Here is a 19,888-nt window from a genome sequence, read left to right as displayed (position 1 = left end):
CGGTCCTGGTCTCATACCATCGGAACAGTGGCCCATCGTCTCCGACGCCTGACAACAGCCTTCCGCAGCGTACGGCTGCGCCTCACGCTCGTCTACGGCGCGTTGTTCGCCGCCTCAGGGGTGGTCCTGCTCGCCATCACCTACCTGCTCTTCCGCGGCTCCAGACCCTTCGTGCTGGTGGACGGTGACCCTGGCGGCAGGTTCCGCGCCTTCGCGCGGCAGCAGCAGGCGGCCATTCTGGAGAACCTGCTGTTCCAATCGCTGATCGCGCTGGCCCTGATGACGGTCATCTCGTTCTTGCTCGGCTGGCTGGTGGCAGGCAGGATGCTGCGCCCGCTACGGACGATGAACACCACGCTCAAGCGGATCTCCGCCCGCAACGTCCACGAGCGGCTCGCCCTGCCCGGCCCGCGCGACGAGCTGCGCAACCTCGCCGACACGGTGGACGAGCTGCTGGAACGTCTCCACAGCGCCCTCGACGCGCAGAAGCGCTTCGTCGCCAACGCGGCCCACGAGCTGCGCACCCCGCTCACCCTGGAGCACGCGTTGCTGGAGGAGAGCCTCCTGCATCGGGACGCCGACACCCCGTCCATGCGATCGATCATGGAGCGGCTGCTCGACCTCAGCCGGCAGCAGGGGCGCCTGCTGGAATCGCTGCTGACGCTGGCCAAGAGCGAGGGCGGCCTCGATCACCGCGAGCCCCTGGATCTGGCGGAGATCGCCGAGCACACGATCCGCACGATGGAGGGGACCGGCCCCGGGGCTGACGGGAACAACCCCAGGGCCGGCGTGAGTGCCGATCGGAGGGCTGACGGGAACAGCCCCACGGCCGGCGCGGCAACCGATTCCTGGGCCGACGGGAAGTCCCTCCGGGCCGGTTGCCCACACCCCCGATTGGTGACCGGGATCGCTCATGCCCCCACCACGGGCGACCCGGCACTGGTCGAACGACTCATCACCAACCTTCTGGACAACGCCATGCGCTACAACGTGCCTGGCGGCCAGGTGGAGCTCTCCACCCGGGCCGAGGCCGGGAAGGCCGTCGTCTCCATCGCCAACACCGGCCCGGTGGTGCCCCCCGAGCAGGTCCACCGCCTCTTCGAGCCCTTCCAGCGGCTCGACCGCACCCGCGCCGACGACCACCACGGCCTCGGGCTGTCCATCGTCCGCGCCATCGCCGTCGCCCACGACGCCACGTTGACCGCGCACGCGCGCCCGCAGGGTGGCCTCTCGGTAGAGATCCACTTCCCCCTCATGCGGCGCGCGCTGCGCCGGCTGGCGCCATCCTAGAGGCCGCGGTCGCCGACGTGAGCCCGGCGAAGGCGTCGTTCGATGCGACCGAGGCGAGGTCGTGCGGCTGCGCTCTTCCCACTCATCTTCTCCTGCCCGGTGTCGGCGTTGACACCAGTTGTACGCAGCAGACGGTGACAGGCTGGTCAGAGAACGTGTGACTGCGACGTGACCGGGTGACTCATCGTGGTGCCCGGCCCGCCCGGAAATTCTCCACGCGTGCGAGGTCCCGTCCAGTTCCGCTTTATTGCAACGGGGCAGGGCCGACACCAGACTGACAACCATGTTGCAGGACGCCGACCGAACCCGGATATTAGCAATCTCCCCTCATTTGGATGATGCCGTCCTCTCCGTCGGAGCCAGCCTCGCCCAAGCGGAGCAGGACGGTGGAAAAGTAACCGTCTTCACGGTGTTCGCCGGCAGCGCGGCGCCCCCTTATTCCCCGGCGGCGGAGCGATTCCACGCACGCTGGGGTCTGTCGCCGACCGAGGACGCGCCGCTGCGCCGACGAAATGAGGACATCGCCGCCCTCGATCAGCTCGGTGCGGGCCATCGGCATGGCCGTTTTCTCGATGCCATCTATCGAAGGTCACCGGATGGCCAGTGGCTGCTGCACCACAACGAAGGCTCGATGGTCCGCCAGCAGTCGCCGGCGAACAACCACGACCTGGTCGCCGCGATCAGGGAGGACATCGAGTCCATGATCGCGGAGTGCGATCCGACGCTCGTTCTCACCTGTGTGGCCATCGGGAAACACCCCGACCACAAGGCCACGCGGGATGCCACGCTGCTCGCCGCACGCGAGCGAGGTATTCCGCTGCGACTCTGGCAGGATCTCCCGTACGCGGCGTATTCCCAGGACCTGGCTGAATTGCCTGACGGCCTCCGGCTCGGCTCTCCGGAGCTGAGTTTCGTCGATGAGGAGGCGCGGACGCGGAAATTCCAGGCGATGAAGCACTACGCGACGCAGTTGTCGGTGCTCGACGGGCCGAACAAGAACCTGTTCGCCAAACTCGATGAGCATGCCAGGAACGCCGCACCGGACGGCGGATATAACGAGACCACCTGGCCGGTCATTCGCTACGCAGCCGAGTAAAGGCAGGGAACTGCCGAAGGAAACGCCTGGGAGTTCCTCATGTCGCACATCACCATGACTCCGCCGTCCGCGTGCCGGGACCCCGCACCCGCCGGCAGATTCCCCCGCTGGGCGGTGTGGCGCTCGCCGCCCGGCCAGCCGTGGTGGGCCCGGCCGGCGCTGCTCTGCATCGCGGCCACGGCAGCGGTGCTCTACGCCTGGAACCTGCCGCTGGTCGACTACGCACCGAGATACTCGGACGCCGTCAAGAGCATGTCCGAGAACTGGAAGGCGTTCCTGTACGGCACCGTCGACGTGCAGGCGACCTACACGCTCGACAAGCTCGCCGGGGCCTTCGTGCCGCAGGCCATCTCGGTCAAGATCTTCGGCTTCCACGCCTGGGCCCTTGCCTTGCCGCAGGTGATCGAGGGCGTGATCTCGGTGCTGGTGATGTACCGGATCGTGCGGCGATGGGCGGGCGTGGTGCCAGGTCTGCTCGCCGCCGCCGTCTTCACCATCACCCCCGTGGCCGCGTCCATGTTCGGGCACAGCATGGCCGATGGGGCGCTGGTCATGTGCCTGGTGCTCGCCGTCGACTCCTATCAGCGGGCCGTGCTGGAAGGACGGCTGCGGTCGCTGGTCTGGGCCGGCGTCTGGGTCGGGCTGGGTTTCCAGGCGAAGATGTTGCAGGCGTGGATGATCCTGCCCGCCCTGGCGATCGGTTATCTCCTGAGCGCGCCGATCGGACTGCGCCGTCGGCTGCAGCACCTGGGGATCGCCGGAGTGGTGACGCTCGTGGTGTCGCTGTCGTGGATCACGCTCTACCACGTCACTCCGGCCGCCGACCGGCCCTACATCAGCGGCACCACGAACAGCAGCGCCGCCGCGATGGTGTTCGGGTACAACGGTCTCGGACGCCTGGGCATCAATCTGCCCGGCGCCCTGCCGCCCAACTACATGGGCTCGGTGATCGGCCCGGCGCCTCCGAAGAGATCGACGCAGCTGCCCCGGCCACGCCCTGGCATGGTCATCCCCGAGATAGGCATCGAGCATGGGGGCGGCTGGGGCAAGCTGTTCGGCGGCCGCCTCGGCGTCGCGTCCGGTTGGCTGTATCCGCTCGCGCTGATGGCTCTGCTGTGCGGGCTGTGGTGGTGGCGCCGGGCCGAGCGTACCGACCCGGCACGCGGCGGAATGGTGATGTGGGGCGTGTGGCTTCTCACCTTCGCCCTGCCCTACAGCGCGGTCTTTGTCATCCCGCACAGCGCATATGTGGCCGTACTCGCGCCGCCGGTAGCCGCTTTGTCCGGAATCGGCATTGTAATGTTCTGGCGGGCGTATCGGAGCGGAGGCAGGATGGCGTGGATATTTCCGCTCGCGATCGTGGCCGAACTCGCCTGGGCCGTCTGGTTGTGGTCCTTCTACCCCACTTTTCTGCCGTGGGCGATGTGGGGCGCGGTCGCGCTCGGCGTGGTCGCCGTCGTCGCGCTCGCGCTGGCGCGGCTGGTCAGGCCCCGTCGTAGTTCGCTGGTCAGCGCCGGGCTCACCATCGGCGTCGCGGCCATGCTGGCCGCGCCCGCCACGTGGTCCGCATCCGTGCTCGACCCCAGGTACGGCGGCAGTTCCTTCGACGCCAACGCCGGACCAGCGGCCCGGACACCCGGGGGCTGACCAGGGAATGCCGCCCGTCCGGTGCAAGCACCCTTCCCACAGTCGCCAAGGAACTCGGCATCCACAGTCTTGACTATTACTCCGCACGGCGCCCTGCTTCAATTTGGAACCGTTGGTGCCCGGCCGACTGCTCGTCTACGATGGATGGCGCTTTGCGGAGTACCAGCACGACTACCAGCCTTGGCGCGAAGAATAGCGCCATGAAGCCGTCAATGATGGCTTTCTGCTCATGCATGCCGACTGTACGCAAGCACAATCGAAGGGTGCTTCTATATGACCGGACAGCGAGCCGCTCTGGAAACCGTGGCGGCCAGCGCGCGAAACCTGACCAAGGTGTACGGCCAGGGTGAAACCCGCGTGCATGCCCTGCGCGGCGTCGACCTCGACCTCCCGCGCGGCAAGTTCACCGCGATCATGGGGTCGAGCGGATCGGGCAAGTCCACGTTGATGCACTGCCTGGCCGGGCTCGATCAGGCGAGCGATGGCACTGTCACCGTGGCCGGCACCGATCTCGGATCACTCGACGACAACGAGCTCACGGTCTTCCGCCGTGAGCACATCGGCTTCGTGTTCCAGTCTTTCAACCTGCTGCCGATGCTCACGGCGTTCCAGAACATCACGCTCCCGCTCGAGCTCGGCGGCCGGCGCATCGACGACGCGGCGACCGAGCGCGTGCACGTGCTCGCCGAAACCCTCGGCATGGCCGACCGGCTCGGCCACCGGCCCTCCGAGATGTCCGGCGGCCAGCAGCAGCGGGTGGCCATCGCCCGGGCTCTGATCACCGGGCCGGATCTGCTGTTCGCCGACGAGCCCACCGGAAACCTCGACAGCACCACCTCGGCGGAGGTCCTGGGGTACCTGCACAAATCCACCCGCGAGCTGGGCCAGACCGTCGTGATGGTCACCCACGAGCGTGAGGCCGCGGCCTACGCCGACGGCGTGGTCACCCTGGAAGACGGACGGATCGCCTGATGCGCACCGTCTTTCTCGCGTCGCTGCGCACCCATGTCCGCAGGTACGTCGCGGCGGCGATCGCGGTCACCGTCGCCGTGGCCTTCGTCGTCGGGGTCGGCGTGCTCACCTCCGGGGCGCAGAGCGGCATCATGGCCGGCTTCGGGGCGCCGTTCCGCAACTCCGACCACGTGGTGTCCAAGCTGACGAACGAGGATGCGTTCGAGCTCGTCGAGCGTCATGGCGCGAACGCGTCACCGCTCGGCAGGGCCATGCTGACGGTGCGCGCGGGTGACCGGTCCTACCCCGAGATGGGCGTGGGGCCGGTCGCCGAGTCCAAGGACCTGCGCTGGCAGCAGCTCACCTCGGGCCGTTTCCCCGAGCGCAAGGGCGAGGCCGTGGTGGACCTGTGGGACGCCCAGAACTGGGACGTCGCCGTCGGCGACCGCATCCGGATAGGTGAGCGTGCCACGGCAGCCGACTTCACCGTGGTCGGCATCGTGCGGGCGCCTTCTCCTGTGGCGCAGGCGTCGGTGTACGTCACCTGGCCGCAGCTCATGCGCTGGGCCGACGATCCCTCCCTCGGCATCTACACGGTGACGGTGCGCGGCGCGGTCGGTCCGGTGCCCGAGACCGCGAAGGTGCAGACCCCGGAGCAGGAGATCGCGGCCCGGACGGCGCAGCTCCAGAACGGCGTGGACACCTGGTCACTGCTGCTGCTGCTCTTCGCCGGCATCGCCGTGTTCGTCTCGATCCTGGTCATCGCGAACACCTTCTCCATCCTGCTGGCCCAGCGCATGCGCGACTTCGCCCTGTTGCGCTGCGTCGGTGCGACCCGCCGCCAGGTGGTGAGTTCGGTACGCCGGGAGGCGGCCGTCGTCGGCCTCCTGTCGTCGCTGGCCGGCGTGCTGGTCGGCGCCGGACTCGGCTACGGGCTCATCGCCCTGATCAAGACCCTCTCACCGATCACCCCGATCGCCGCCCCGGCACCGCCCGCGCCGTGGCTGCTGGGCGGGCTCGCCATCGGGCTGACGGCCACCCTGGTCGCGGCCTGGCTGCCGATCCGGCGCGTGGTGCGGGTGAGCCCGCTGGCGGCACTGCGTCCCGACACCGCGACCGACCCGCGTACAGCCACGGGGCGGGCACGGCTGGTGCTCGGCGTCTTCATGTTGATCGCCGGGCTCGTCCTGCTCGCGTCGGCGATGGCTTGGCACAGCACGGTGCTCATGCTGGCCGGCGGCGGTTCGTTGTTCACCGGCGTGCTCCTGTTCGGGCCGGTGCTCATCCCCCGTCTGCTGGAGATCACCGGTACGCGGCTCGGCACCATCGGGCGGCTCGCGACGAAGAACGCCGTGCGCAACCCGCGCCGGACCGCCACCACCGCCGCCTCACTGCTGGTCGGTATCACCCTGATCACCGCCGTCCTGACCGGCGTCGCCATCACCTCCGAGGCGCTGAACGAGAGACTCGACGGCCAGCACCCCATCGACGCCGCGCTGGTCTCGACCGGCAAGCCGTTCTCCGCCGACTTCCTCGACAAGGTCCGTGGCACTTCCGGGGTGGATCAGGCCATCGCGGTGGACGGCGCCGTCGCCACGGTCTCCGGCCTCGACAAGCCGATCCCGGTGGTCACCGCGCCGGATGCCCAGCGGGTGGCCCACGACGGCGGGTCGTTCGCCCGGGTGGAGCCAGGCGTGCTCAGGCTCGATGAGTCCGCATTCCGCCAGCTGCGCCTGCGGGCCGGTGACAAGGTCAGGGTCACGGTCGGCGACCGGCGGGCCGTGCTGCAGGTCTCGCTCGCCACCGGCTGGGGGCTGCAGGCCGTCGTCGCGCCGGAGACGCTGGCCCGGCTCACCGACTCCGCCGCGCCGCGTGCCGTCTGGATCCGCGCATCCGCCGACGCCGACTCGACGCGGCTCGTCGGTGAGCTGGGCGACCTGGCGGCCGCGGCCGGGGCGAACGTGAACGACCAGCTGGAGGCCCGTGAGACGGAGAACGCGCCGCTGATGATCCTCACCTGGGCCATCGTCGCGCTGCTCGGCTTCTCCGTGGCGATCGCCCTCGTCGGGATCGCCAACACCCTGGGCCTGTCCGTTCTCGAGCGTGTTCGCGAACACGCGCTGCTGCGCGCGCTCGGGCTCACTCGCAGGCAGTTGCGGCGGATGCTGGCCGCCGAGGCCGTGCTGCTCTCCCTGGTGGCCGCCGTGCTCGGCACCGTGATCGGCATCGGGTTCGCCTGGGTCGGTTACGAGACCTTCGTGAAGCAGGCTCTCGACAACGCCACCATGCAGGTCCCCTGGCCACTGCTCGCCGTCGTCGTCCTCGTCGCCGCCCTGGCGGGGCTCCTGGCCAGTGTTCTCCCGGCACGCCGGGCCGTCCGGGTGACGCCGGCCGCGGGGCTTTCCTTCGAGTGAGGCCGCGCTCGATCGAGCGGTGAACCTGGCTACGGCGCGCCATCCAGCTGTGGATGGCGCGCCGTAGCCATGTTGCTCGCCCGCAAGCCGCCACGTTCCGCGTCGGCGGCCTCCTTCGACCCCACCCGGATCGGTGACGGCAGTCACGGATGGACAGATTGTCCGGGTCAGACCCATCAATGGATGATTCCCTCTCGGGCCGCTTTGCTGATTGAGGGAGATATTCATCCATGGCTCAGTCGCGGATCGAAGATTTCTGGCCGCTGTCACCACTCCAGCAAGGGTTGCTCTTCCACACGACCTATGACGACGACTGGCCCGGCCTTTATGTGGGCCATTGGATCCTGAACCTGAACGGTCCGGTGGAAGCGGACAGACTGCGTGCCGCATGGGAGGCGCTCCTGGCGCGGCACGCCGCTCTCCGGGCTTGTTTTCGGCAGCGCAAATCAGGTGAGACGGTGCAGCTCATCGCCAGGCAGGTGGAGCTGCCGTGGCGGGTGGTGGACCTCTCCCACCTCAGCGAGCCCGAGGAGGCCGTGCGCGCGGTGGCCGAGGAGGACAGGACGCGGAGGTTCGACCTCGCGAAGGCGCCGTTGCTGCGGCTGACCCTGATCCGTCTCGCCGGCGACGACCACCGCCTGGTGATGACCTGCCACCACGCGATCATGGATGGCTGGTCGATGCCCATCATGCTCGACGAGCTGTCGATGCTGTACGCGGCCGACGGGAGCCCGCTGGACCTGCCCGCGGTGCCGTCGTACCGGGATTACCTGGTGTGGCTGGACCGGCAGGACAAGGAGCGCACGCTGTCGGCATGGGCGGCGGAGCTGCGGGGTGTCGAGGAGCCGACGCTGGTGGCGCCCGCCGATGCGAACCGGGCGCCCGCCATGCCGGAGAACATCACGGTCGAGCTGCCCGAGGACCTCACGCGAGCCCTGAGCGAGCTGGCTCGCACCCATGGGCTGACGCTGAACACAGTGGTGCAGGGCGCGTGGGCGTTGCTGCTCGCCCAGCTCGCGGGCCGGACGGACGTGGTGTTCGGTGCGGCGGTCTCGGCACGCCCGCCGGATCTGCCCGGCGTCGAGGGGATGGTGGGGTTGTTCCTCAACACCGTCCCCGTACGCGTGCGGCTGAGCGGTTCGACGCCGGTCATCGAATTCCTGGCGGATTTGCAGAAGCGGCAGTCGGCGCTCATCCCCCACCAGTACATGGGATTGGCGGATATTCAGAGGACGGCCGGCGCCGGCGCCGTCTTCGACACCTTGCTCGTTTTCCAGAACTTTCCCCGTGAGCTTCGCCCATCGGATGCCGCGGCAGCCTTCGATATTCGAATAGACCAGGGCCGGGAAGCCGCCCATTATCCGCTGACGCTGGTCGCCGTCCCCGGCGAGTCGATGCTGCTCAATCTCGACCATGTGACGGACCTCTTCGACCGGGAAGCCGCGCTCGCCATCCTGGAGCGATTCACCGGGATTCTGCGGCAGCTGGCGGGCGCGGGCGACCTCACGGTGGCCGAGGTCGACGTGACGAGTGCGGCCGAGCGTGCGCTGGTGGTGAACGCATGGAGTGCGGCACCCCGCGTGGCGCCGGGCGAGCTGGCTCCGGATCTCTTCGACCGCCAGGTGGAGCGCGGCCGTGACCGGGTGGCGGTCGTCGAGGGGAAGCGGGCGGTCTCGTTCGGTGAGCTGGCCGAGCACGCGGAGAGGCTCGCCGGCTACCTGAGCGGCCGGGGCGTCCGGCGCGGGGATCGGGTGGCCGTGGTGATGGGCCGGTCACCCGGCCTGATCGCGACGCTGCTGGCGGTGTGGAAGGCGGGAGCGGCGTTCGTGCCGGTGGATCCCGCCTACCCGGCGGAGCGCGTGCAGTTCATGCTCGCGGACGCGGAGCCGGCGGCAGTGGTGACCGAGCGAGCGTGCCAGGCCGCCGTGCCGGCCGGCGGGCTCGATCCGATCGTCCTGGACGACCCGGACACGCTGCGGGCGGTGGCGGAGCACGCCCGTCTCTCCGCGGGTGCGCACGCGGACGACCTCGCGTACGTGATGTACACGTCGGGATCGACGGGCAGGCCGAAGGGCGTCGCGGTCTCGCACGGCAACGTCGCGGCGCTGGCCGGCGAGCCGGGATGGGGGCTGGGGCCCGAGGACGCCGTGCTGATGCACGCCTCGCACGCGTTCGACATCTCGCTGTTCGAGCTGTGGGTGCCGCTGCTGTCGGGCGCCCGGGTCGTGCTCGCCGAGCCGGGCGCGGTGGACGGCGAGGCCCTGGCCGGGTACGTGGCCGGCGGTGTCACCTGCGCTCACCTGACGGCGGGGACCTTCCGGGTGCTGGCCGAGGAGTCACCGGAGTCGGTCGCCGGGCTGCGCGAGGTGCTGACCGGTGGGGACGCGGTGCCGCTCGCGGCGGTGGAACGGGTGCGGCGGGCGTGCCCGGACGTCCGCGTGCGGCATCTCTACGGCCCGACGGAGGCCACGCTGTGTGCGACATGGTGGCTGCTGCAGCCGGGCGAGCCGACGGGGCCGGTGCTGCCGATCGGGCGTCCGCTCGCGGGGCGGCGGGTCTATGTCCTCGACGCGTTCCTGCGGCCCGTGCCCCCGGGGGTGACGGGCGAGCTGTACGTCGCCGGGGCCGGGGTGGCGCAGGGCTATCTGGGCCGCCCGGCGTTGACGGCCGAGCGGTTCGTCGCCGAGCCGTTCGTGCCCGGTGGGCGGATGTACCGGACCGGAGACCTGGCGCGCTGGACGGATCAGGGTGAGCTGGCGTTCGCCGGGCGTGCCGACGACCAGGTGAAGATCCGCGGGTACCGGGTGGAGCCCGGCGAGATCGAGGCGGTCCTCGCCGGCCTTCCAGGTGTCGGTCAGGCCGTGGTGTCCGCGCGGGAAGAGCGCCTGATCGGTTACGTGGTCGCCGAAACAGGGGGGGACCTCGACCCGGTGCGGATACGCGAGCAGCTCGCCGCGACGCTGCCCGAGTTCATGGTTCCGGCCGCGGTGCTGGTGCTGGACGCGTTGCCGCTGACCGGCAACGGAAAGGTGGACCGCCGGGCCCTGCCCGAGCCGGACTTCGCTGCCGGGGCGGTGGACCGGGAGCCGGCCACCGACGCCGAGCGGATCCTGTGCGGAGTGTTCGCCGAGGTCCTGGGGGCGGGGCGGGTCGGGGTCGCAGACAGCTTCTTCGAGCTGGGCGGGGACTCGATCTCGTCGATGCAGGTCGCCGCCCGCGCGCGGCGCCAGGGTATCCCGCTGACCCCCCGACAGGTGTTCGAGCACCGCACGCCCGAGCGGCTGGCGGCGCTGGCTCAACAGGCCCCGGGGAGGCGAGCCTCCTCAGTGGAGCCGGGCGTGGGCGAGATCCCGAGGACGCCGGTGATGCGTGCCCTCGGCGATGACGCGGTGCGCCCCGGTTTCGCGCAGGCGCGGGTCGTCGTCACCCCGGCCGGCTTCGCCCCGGACGCGCTGGTGACCGCCCTGCAGGCCGTCCTGGATGTGCACGATCTGCTACGGACGCGGGTGGAGCCCGACGGACGGCTGATGGTGGCCGAGCCGGGTGCCGTGGACGCGGCCGGCCTGGTGACGCGGGTGGCGGCCGGGAACGGGAACCTCGCTGAGCGCGCCGAGCGCGAGGCCAGGACGGCGGCGGGCACGCTGGACCCGTCCGAAGGGATCATGGTCCGGGCCGTGTGGGTCGACGCGGGCGACGCCGAGCCGGGCCGGTTGGCCTTGGTGGTGCATCACCTGGTCGTCGACGCGGTCTCGTGGGCGATCCTGCTGTCGGATCTGCGGGCGGCCTACGACGAGGCGGTCTCCGGCGGAACCCCCGTCCTCGAACCCGCGGTGACGTCGTACCGGCAATGGGCGCGGCGGCTGGCCGGGCAGGCGCTCAGCGAGAGCACCGTGGCCGAGGCCGGCCATTGGGCCGGCGTGCTCGAAGGCGGCGACCTGCCGCTGGAGCGGCACCCCGGGCAGTCGGCGTCGTGGTCGCGGACACTGTCCGATGCCCAAGCGCGCAACCTGGTGGCGCGCGTGCCGGCAGCCTTCCACTGCGGGGTTCAGGACGTCCTGCTGGCGGGCCTGGCGGGTGCGGTGGCGCGGTGGCGCGGTGCTGACGCCGGGATCCTGGTGGACGTGGAAGGCCACGGCCGCCATGCCGCCGACGGAGAGGATCTGCTGCGTACCGTGGGCTGGTTCACCAGCGTTCATCCGGTCCGCCTCGATGTCTCCGGTGTCGGTCCAGGAGCTGCGGCGGCCGGGGAGTTGCTGAAGGCCGTGAAGGAACAGGCGCGAGCGGTGCCGGGCGACGGGCTCGGCTACGGGCTGTTGCGCTACCTCAACCCCGAAACCGGCGCCCGGCTGGCGGAGCTGCCGTCGGCCCAGATCGGATTCAACTATCTCGGACGGTCCGGCGTCGCCTCCGAGGACACCGCGTGGCAGGTGTGCGAAGGGGCTCTCGGCGGACAGGCGGCCGGGCCGGACCTCGTCCAGTCCCACGCCCTGGAGGTCGGCGCGGACGTTCAGGACACGCCGGCCGGCCCCCGGCTGAGACTCGCCATCGACGGCAGGGACCTCGACCCTGCCGCGGTGGAGCGGCTCGGCGAGGCGTGGCTGGACACGCTGGCCGGCCTCGCCGCTCTCGCCGACACTCCCGGCGCGGGCGGACACACACCGTCCGACTTCGAGCTGGTCGAGGTGCGGCAGCGGGACGTGGACGAACTGGAGGCCGTGGCGCCCGGCCTGACGGACGTCTGGCCACTGTCGCCGCTCCAGGAGGGCATCCTCTTCGAGAGAGCCTTCGACGAGGACGGCGTCGACGTCTACCAGACCCAGCGGATCCTGGACCTCGACGGGCCGCTCGACGCGCAACGGCTGCACGCGGCGTGGCAGTCGGTGATCGACCGGCACGAGACGCTCCGGACGGGCTTCCACCAGCTGGGATCCGGCGAGACGGTGCAGGTCGTCGTGGGCGAGGCCGAGGTCCTGTGGCGTGAGGCGGACCTGTCGCGGCTCGATGAGCCGGACGCGGAGGTGGAACGCCTGCTCGCGGCGGATCAGGCGGAGCGGTTCGACGTCAGCAGGGCGCCGCTGCTGCGGTTGCTGCTGATCCGTCTCGGTGCGGCGCGGCACCGGCTCGTGGTGACGTCGCACCATGTGCTCGTGGACGGCTGGTCCACGCCGATCCTGCTGGGCGAGATGCTGACCGCCTACGCCGACGGACGGGTCTCGCCGGCGCCGCCCTCCTACCGGGACTACGTGGCGTGGCTGAGCCGTCAGGACGAGGACGCGGCACGATCGGCGTGGCGGGCCGAGCTCGCCGGGCTGGACGAACCGACCGTGGTGGGCCTCGACGCGGGCAAGGCGCCGGTGATGCCGGACGGGCATGCCGAATGGCTGTCCGAGGAGGCGACCCGCGCCCTCACCGGCTTCGCCCGTGGTCATGGGCTGACGTTGAGCACGGTCGTGCAGGGCGCCTGGGCCCTGGTGCTGGCGCGGCTGGCGAGACGGACGGATGTGGTGTTCGGCACGGTCGTGTCCGGGCGTCCGGCGGACGCGTTGCCGGATGTCGAGCGGATGGTGGGGATGTTCATCAACACCGTTCCGGTCCGGGTGCGCCTCGACGGGGCTGTTCCGGTGCTGGACCTGCTCCAGGACCTGCAGCGGCGCCAGTCGTCCTTGACGGAGCATCAGCACCTGGGGCTGCCGGAGATCCAGAAGGCGGCGGGGCCGGGCTCGATCTTCGACACGATCCTGATGATCGTCAACTACCCGCTGGACGCCGACGGTCTCGACGACGGTGGCGTGGCGATCAGCTCGATCCGCACGCGGACCGGCACCACCTATCCGCTGTCCGTGAGCGTCATCCCGGGCGCGCGCCTGCAGATCCAGCTGGACTACCGGCCCGACTGGATCGGCGGGGACCTGGCCGCCGAGATCACCGGGCAGGTCGTGCGGGTCCTGGCCCGGATGGTGGCGGAGCCCTCGCTTCCCGTCGGCCGCCTGGCCGTGACCAGCCGATCCACCCGCGGCTCCGTGACGGAGCGCTGGAACTCGACCGGTGCGGCGGCCGGCGGTTCATCGGTGCCGGAGCTGTTCCGGCGCCAGGCCGACGCGGCGCCGGACGCGACGGCGGTCATCGGCGACGGACGCACCCTGTCCTACGCCGGCCTCGACCGGGAATCGGACCGGCTGGCGGGGCACCTGGCCAGGAGGGGCGTGCGGCGCGGCGACCGCGTCGGCGTGCTGATGGAACGCGGCGCGGACCTGATCGTCGCCCTGCTCGCGGTCTGGAAGGCGGGGGCCGCGCAAGTCCCGGTGAACGTGGACTACCCGGCGGAGCGCATCGAGCGGATGCTGGCCGACGCCGGCGCGTCGGTGGCGGTGTGCGCGGGAGCGACCCGGCACGCGGTCCCGGACGGGATCGAGCCGGTGGTCATGGACGCACCCGCGACCGAGGCGGAGCGGCACGAGGCGCCACCGCTCGCGGTCGGAGCGCATGACGTGGCCTACGTGATGTACACGTCCGGATCGACCGGGGTGCCGAAGGGCGTCGCGGTGCCGCATGGGAGCGCCGCGGCTCTGGCCGGCGACCCGGGCTGGTCGCAGGGCGCCGGCGACCGCGTGTTGATGCACGCGTCGCACGCGTTCGACGCGTCGCTGCTCGAGATCTGGGTGCCGCTGGTCAGCGGAGCCTGCGTGATGGTCGCGGAACCGGGCGCGATCGACGCGCAGCGGCTGCGGGACGTGATCGCACGGGGCGCGACCACCGTCCATCTGACGGCGGGGACCTTCCGGGTGCTGGCGGAGGAGTCGCCGGACTCCTTCAGCGGGCTGCGCGAGGTCCTCACCGGCGGGGACGTGGTGCCGCTCGAGTCCGTCGCACGGGTGCGCCGGGCATGCCCGGAGGTCCGGGTCCGGGAGTTGTACGGCCCCACCGAGGTCACGCTCTGCGCCACCTGGCACCTCATCGAGCCGCACACGGAAACGGGCGACACCTTGCCCATCGGCCGTCCGCTGGCCGGCCGGCAGGTGTACGTCCTGGATGCCTTCCTCCAGCCGGTGGCGCCGAACGTCACCGGTGAGCTCTACCTCGCCGGCGCGGGCCTGGCACACGGTTACCTGGGCGCCCCCGCGGCGACCTCGGAGCGGTTCATCGCGGTGCCCGCTTCGGTGAACCCCGCGGCCTCCGGTGAGCGGATGTACCGCACCGGCGACCTGGCGCGCTGGACGGACCGAGGCGAGCTGCTGTTCGCCGGGCGGGCCGACTCCCAGGTGAAGATCCGGGGCTACCGCGTCGAGCCAGGGGAGATCGAGGCGGCGCTGGCCGAGGTTCCGCACGTCGCGCAGGCGGTCGTCGTGGCGCGGGAGGACCGTCCCGGCGAGAAGAGACTCATCGCCTACGTGACCGCGGAGGAGGGCTCGGGCCTGGATCCCGACGCGGTACGCGAGCACCTCGCGGGACGGCTGCCGGAGTTCATGGTGCCGGCGGCGGTGGTGCTGCTGGACGGCGTCCCGCTGACGCCCAACGGGAAGATCGACCGTGCCGCGCTGCCCGTCCCCGAGTTCACCGGGAAGGCGGCCGGCCGGGAGCCGCGTACCGAGGCCGAGCGGGTGTTGTGCGAACTGTTCGCCGAGGTCCTGGGCGTGGCGCGAGCCGGAGCCGAGGACAGCTTCTTCGAGCTGGGCGGCGACTCGATCCTCTCCATGCGGTTGGCCGCCCGCGCGCGACGTGAGGAGCTCGTCTTCGGCGCGAAGGACGTCTTCGAGCGCAAGACGCCCGCCGGGATCGCGATGGTCGCCGAACGCGGCGGTGCGACGCGGGCGAGCCTCGACGACGGCGTCGGTGAGGTGATGTCGACGCCGGTGATCCGGGCACTGCTCGAACGCGATCCCGACGCGATGACCCGGGGCGCCCTGTCCCAGTGGGTGACCGCCGGTGCGCCCGACGACCTGTCGGTGGACGTGCTGGCGGCCGGATTGGGCGCGGTCATCGACGCGCATGACATGCTGCGCAGCCGGATCGTCCGCACCGGGGCTGCGCAGCCCCGGCTGGTCGTGGCCGGCCGCGGAGCGGTGGACGCGGCGACGCTGGTCGAACGGGTCGAGGCCGGCACCGGTGACGTGGATGAGATCGCGGATCGCTGCGCCCGCGACGCGGCCGCACGGCTGGATCCCCACGCCGGCGTGATGATCCGGGCGGTCTGGGTGGACGCGGGGCCAGGGCGGGTGGGACGGCTCGTCGTGGCGGCGCACCATCTCGTGGTGGACGTCGTGTCGTGGCGAATCCTGCTGCCGGACCTGCAGGTGGCCTGCGAAGCCGTGGCCGCCGGCCGGCGGCCGGTGCTCGACCCCGTCGACGTCTCGTTCCGGCGCTGGGCGCGAACGCTGGCCGATCAGGCGGTGACACGGGCCACGGAGCTGGAGACGTGGACGGAGATCCTCGACGGGGCGCGATCGCGGCTGGGCGAGCTCGACCCGGCGCGCGACACCGTCTCGACCGCGGGACGCACATCGTGGACGCTGCCGCATGACCGGGCGGGCGTGCTCGTGGAGCAGGCCACCTCCGCCTTCCACTGCGGTGTCCACGAGGTGTTGCTGGCGACGCTGGCAGGCGCGGTGGCCCACTGGCGCGGCGGCACCGCGGTCGTGGTGGACGTCGAAGGTCACGGCCGCCGGCCCATCGACGAGCTGGACCTGTCGCGGACGGTCGGCTGGTTCACCGACGTGCATCCGCTCCGGCTGGATGTGACAGGGATCGATCCGGCCGAAGTGATCGCGGGTGGCGGTGCGGCCGGTCACCTGCTGAAGCAGGTCAAGGAGAACGTGCGGGCCGTGCCCGACGGCGGGCTCGGCTACGGGATCCTGCGCTATCTCAACGCCGGGACGGGGCAGGCTCTCGCGGCGGCGCCGAAGCCGGAGATCGGGTTCAACTACCTCGGCCGCTTCCCGTCCCGGTCCGCGGGCGCCCCGGAGCCCTGGCAGCTGCTGGGCACCATCGGCGGCACGGCGGAGCAGGACACGGCGTTGCGGCACGCCGTGGAGATCGACGCGGCCGTGCTGGACGGTGCGGCAGGACCTGAGCTGAGCCTGACCGTGACCTGGGCGGGGCGGCTGCTCGGCGAGGCCGAGGCGGAGTCGCTCGCGCAGGCCTGGCTGGCCATGCTGACCGGCCTTGCGGCACACGTCGGTGGCGGCGGCGCCGGCGGGCACACGCCGTCGGACTTCCCGCTCATCTCGCTGACGCAGCAGGACGTGGCGGAGGTCGAGGCCGCCGTACCGACCCTGCTCGACATCTGGCCGCTGTCTCCGCTCCAGGAGGGCCTGCTGTTCCACGCCGCCGACGAGCGCGGCCCGGACGTCTACGCGGGGATGCGCAAGCTCGCCCTCGACGGTCCGTTGGACGTCGCCCGGTTCCGCGCCTCCTGGCAGGCTCTGCTCGACCGGCACCCCGCCCTGCGGGCGAGCTTCCACCAGCTCGGGTCCGGCGCGGCCGTGCAGGCGATCGCTCGCGAGGTGCCGCTGGACTGGCAGGAGACCGATCTGTCCCGGCTGCCCGAGGACGAGGCGCTGGCGGAGTTCGACCGCCTCGCGGAGCAGCTGCACACCGAGCGGTTCGACCTGACCCGGGCGCCGCAGCTGCGGCTGCACCTGGTGCGCCTCGGCGAACGCCGGCACCGGCTGGTCCTGACCTCGCATCACATCGTGGCCGACGGCTGGTCCCTGCCGCTGATCACCGAGGACGTGCTGACCGTGTACGAGTCCGGCGGTGACGGCCGGGCCCTTCCGGCCGCGACGTCGTACCGCGACTATCTCGCCTGGATCGCCCGCCAGGACAAGGCGGCCGCCCGAGAGGCGTGGCGGGCCGAGCTGGCGGGGCTCGACGAGGCGACCCACGTCGTGCCGCCGGAGACGATCACCACTCCCCTGGAGCCCGAACGTGTCGGGTTCGAACTCGACGAGGCGCTGAGCCGGCGCGTGGTGGAGTTCACCGGTCGTCACGGCGTGACGGCGAACACGCTCTTCCAGGGGATCTGGGCACTGCACCTGGCCCGGCTGACCGGACGCGACGACGTGGTCTTCGGCGCCGCGGTGGCCGGGCGCCCGCCCGAGATCCCCGGTGTGGAGTCCGCCGTCGGCCTGTTCATGAACATGTTGCCGGTCCGGGCTCGCCTGGCCGGTGCGGAGCCGTTCCTCGACATGCTGACAGACCTTCAGGAACGGCAGGTCGCGTGCATGCCGCACCAGCACGTGGGGCTGAGCGAGATCAACCAGCTCGCCGGTCCGGGCGCGGCGTTCGACACGATCGTGGTGTTCGAGAACTACCCGCCCCCGCCGCCTCGGCCCGAAGGCCCCGACGCGCTCGTCATGCGGCCCGCGGGCATCCCGAACGACACAGGGCACTATCCGCTGTCCATGCGCGCGTCCGTGGCGGGCCGCGTCCACGGTGAGTTCATCTACCGGCCGGACGTGGTCGATCGGGCCGAGGCCGAGGAGATGCTCGCGTCGATCCTCCGGGCACTGGAGCAGGTGGTGGCCGAGCCGCGCGTGCCGGTCGGGCGCGTGGGCCTGATCGGTCCTGAGCAGCGCCGCCTGGTGGTGGAGGAGTGGAACAGGACCGGCGTGCCGCCCGCCGCGGAGCCGGTGCCGATGCTGTTCCGCCGGCAGGTGGAGCGCTCGCCGGATGCGGTGGCGGTGGTGGACGCGGCCCGGAGCCTGTCGTACAGCGGACTGCTGGACGAGGCGGAGGAGCTGGCGCGGCTGCTGGTGGGGCTGGGCGTGCGCCGTGAGACGCGGGTGGGCGTGCTCGTGGGACGCTCGGCCGAGCTGGTGGTGGCACTGCTCGGGGTGTCCTCGGCGGGCGGGGTGTTCGTCCCGATGGATCCCGATTATCCGCGCGAGCGCATCAGCTTCATCCTGGCGGATTCCGCGCCGGAGGTGCTGCTGTGCACGAGCGAGACCAGGCAGGCCGTCCCGGAGGAGTTCGCGGGCGCGGTGGTGGCGCTGGACGCGCCGCTCGCCGCCGATCCGCGCACTGCGCTGCCCCGGGTGGAGGCGGGTGACGGGGCGTATGTGATCTACACCTCGGGGTCGACGGGCGTGCCCAAGGGAGTCCTCGTCCCCCATGCCGGGCTCGGCAATCTGGCGAGCGCGCAGATCGAGCGCTTCGGCGTCACGTCCGCCTCGCGGATCCTGCAGTTCGCCGCTCTCGGCTTCGACGCCGCCGTCTCCGAGCTGTGCATGGCCCTGTTGTCGGGCGGGACCGTGGTGCTGGCCGACGCGGAGAGCATGCCGCCCCGGGTGTCGCTGGGCGACGCGGTACGCCGGTGGGGCATCACCCACGTGACCGTGCCGCCGAGCGTGCCGGCCGTCGAGGACGACCTGCCGGACAGCCTGGAGACCCTGGTCGTGGCCGGCGAGGCCTGCCCGCCCGCGCTGGTGGACCGCTGGTCGCCGGGCCGCCGGATGATCAACGCCTACGGGCCCACCGAGACGACCGTCTGCGCGACGATGAGCTCCCCGCTGTCTCCGGGACGCGACGTGGTGCCCATCGGCCGGCCGATCACCGGCCTGCGAGCCTATGTGCTCGACGCCTTCCTGCAGCCCGTGCCGCCAGGTGTGACCGGCGAGCTCTATGTGGCGGGGGCCGGGCTCGCCCGCGGCTACCTCGGCCGTCCGGGCCTGACAGCGGAGCGGTTCGTCGCGGTGCCGGCCTCGGTGAGCCCTGCCCGTCCTGGTGAGCGCATGTACCGCACCGGCGACCGGGCCCGCTGGACCCGGGACGGTGAGCTGGTCTTCACCGGCCGGGCCGACGCGCAGGTCAAGGTGCGCGGCTATCGGATCGAGCCGGGTGAGATCGAGGCCGTGCTGGCGGACCATCCGGGGGTCGCCCAGGTGGCGGTCGTCGCCCGCGAGGACGGTCCGGGCCAGAAGTACCTGGTGGCGTATGTCGTCCCCGCGGCCGAGCAGGTGGCCGGCGCTCCCTCCGAGGCCGGGCAGGACGGCGCGTTGATCTCCGCCCTCCGCGAGAGCGCGGCCGGACGCCTGCCGGAGCACATGAGGCCGGCGGCGTTCGTCCCGCTGGACACGATGCCCCTGACCCCGAACGGCAAGGTCGATCATCGGGCGCTGCGGGCCCCCGATTTCGCGAGGTCGTCGTCAGGACGCGACCCGCGCTCGGCCATGGAGGCGAAGTTGTGCGAGCTGTTCGCGGAGGTGCTCGGCCTGGAGGAGGTGGGCGCCGGCGACAGCTTCTTCGAGCTCGGCGGCGACTCGATCACCTCGATGCAGCTGTCGGCCCTGGCCCGCCGGAAGGGGCTGGACCTCACCCCGTGGCAGGTGTTCGACGAGAAGACGGCGGAACGGCTGGCGGCGGTCGTCAAGGAGCTCCCGGCCGACGGCGAGGGCACCGGGGAACCGGAGCCCCCGGCCGGCACACTCGTGGATCTTTCGCCTGATCAGCTGGACCAACTCGAGGCCGGACCGGCCGGCGGATGACTCCATAA

General features: G+C 71.5%; 6 protein-coding genes. All 6 read left to right on the top strand.

The genetic code is table 11. From position 1 onward, the window contains the following. The first annotated feature begins 27 nt into the window (after positions 1-27). The 6 genes from LCN96_RS07890 to LCN96_RS07865 all read left to right on the top strand — a co-directional run bounded on the left by LCN96_RS07890 (position 28) and on the right by LCN96_RS07865 (position 19,880). A complete protein-coding gene (locus tag LCN96_RS07890; RefSeq protein WP_225271919.1) occupies positions 28-1,290 on the top strand; it encodes a sensor histidine kinase in 1,263 nt (420 codons plus the stop codon). A 283-nt stretch (positions 1,291-1,573) separates the two neighbouring features. Further along, on the top strand, positions 1,574-2,386 hold the full coding sequence (locus LCN96_RS07885; RefSeq protein WP_225271918.1) for a PIG-L deacetylase family protein: 813 nt from the start codon (positions 1,574-1,576) through the stop codon (positions 2,384-2,386). Positions 2,387-2,425: 39 nt separating this feature from the next. Next, complete coding sequence (locus tag LCN96_RS07880) at positions 2,426-4,033, top strand: ArnT family glycosyltransferase (protein WP_225271917.1); 1,608 nt, start codon at positions 2,426-2,428, stop codon at positions 4,031-4,033. A 273-nt stretch (positions 4,034-4,306) separates the two neighbouring features. After that, positions 4,307-5,005, top strand: coding sequence for an ABC transporter ATP-binding protein (locus tag LCN96_RS07875; RefSeq protein ID WP_225271916.1), 699 nt, complete (start codon positions 4,307-4,309; stop codon positions 5,003-5,005). Beyond that, positions 5,005-7,398 carry an ABC transporter permease gene (locus LCN96_RS07870; RefSeq protein ID WP_225271915.1) on the top strand — a complete coding sequence of 798 codons (2,394 nt, stop codon included), beginning with the start codon at positions 5,005-5,007 and terminating at the stop codon, positions 7,396-7,398. The genes LCN96_RS07875 and LCN96_RS07870 overlap by 1 nt, the downstream gene beginning before the upstream one ends. A gap of 230 nt (positions 7,399-7,628) precedes the next feature. Continuing rightward, positions 7,629-19,880, top strand: a complete 12,252-nt coding sequence (locus LCN96_RS07865; RefSeq protein WP_225271914.1) for a non-ribosomal peptide synthetase — start codon at positions 7,629-7,631, stop codon at positions 19,878-19,880. The last annotated feature ends 8 nt before the right edge of the window (positions 19,881-19,888 follow it).

Source organism: Nonomuraea gerenzanensis, from assembly GCF_020215645.1.
Lineage (GTDB): Bacteria > Actinomycetota > Actinomycetes > Streptosporangiales > Streptosporangiaceae > Nonomuraea > Nonomuraea gerenzanensis.
Note: the sequence above shows the minus strand (reverse complement) of the source record. Positions and strands in the feature narration are given on the sequence as shown.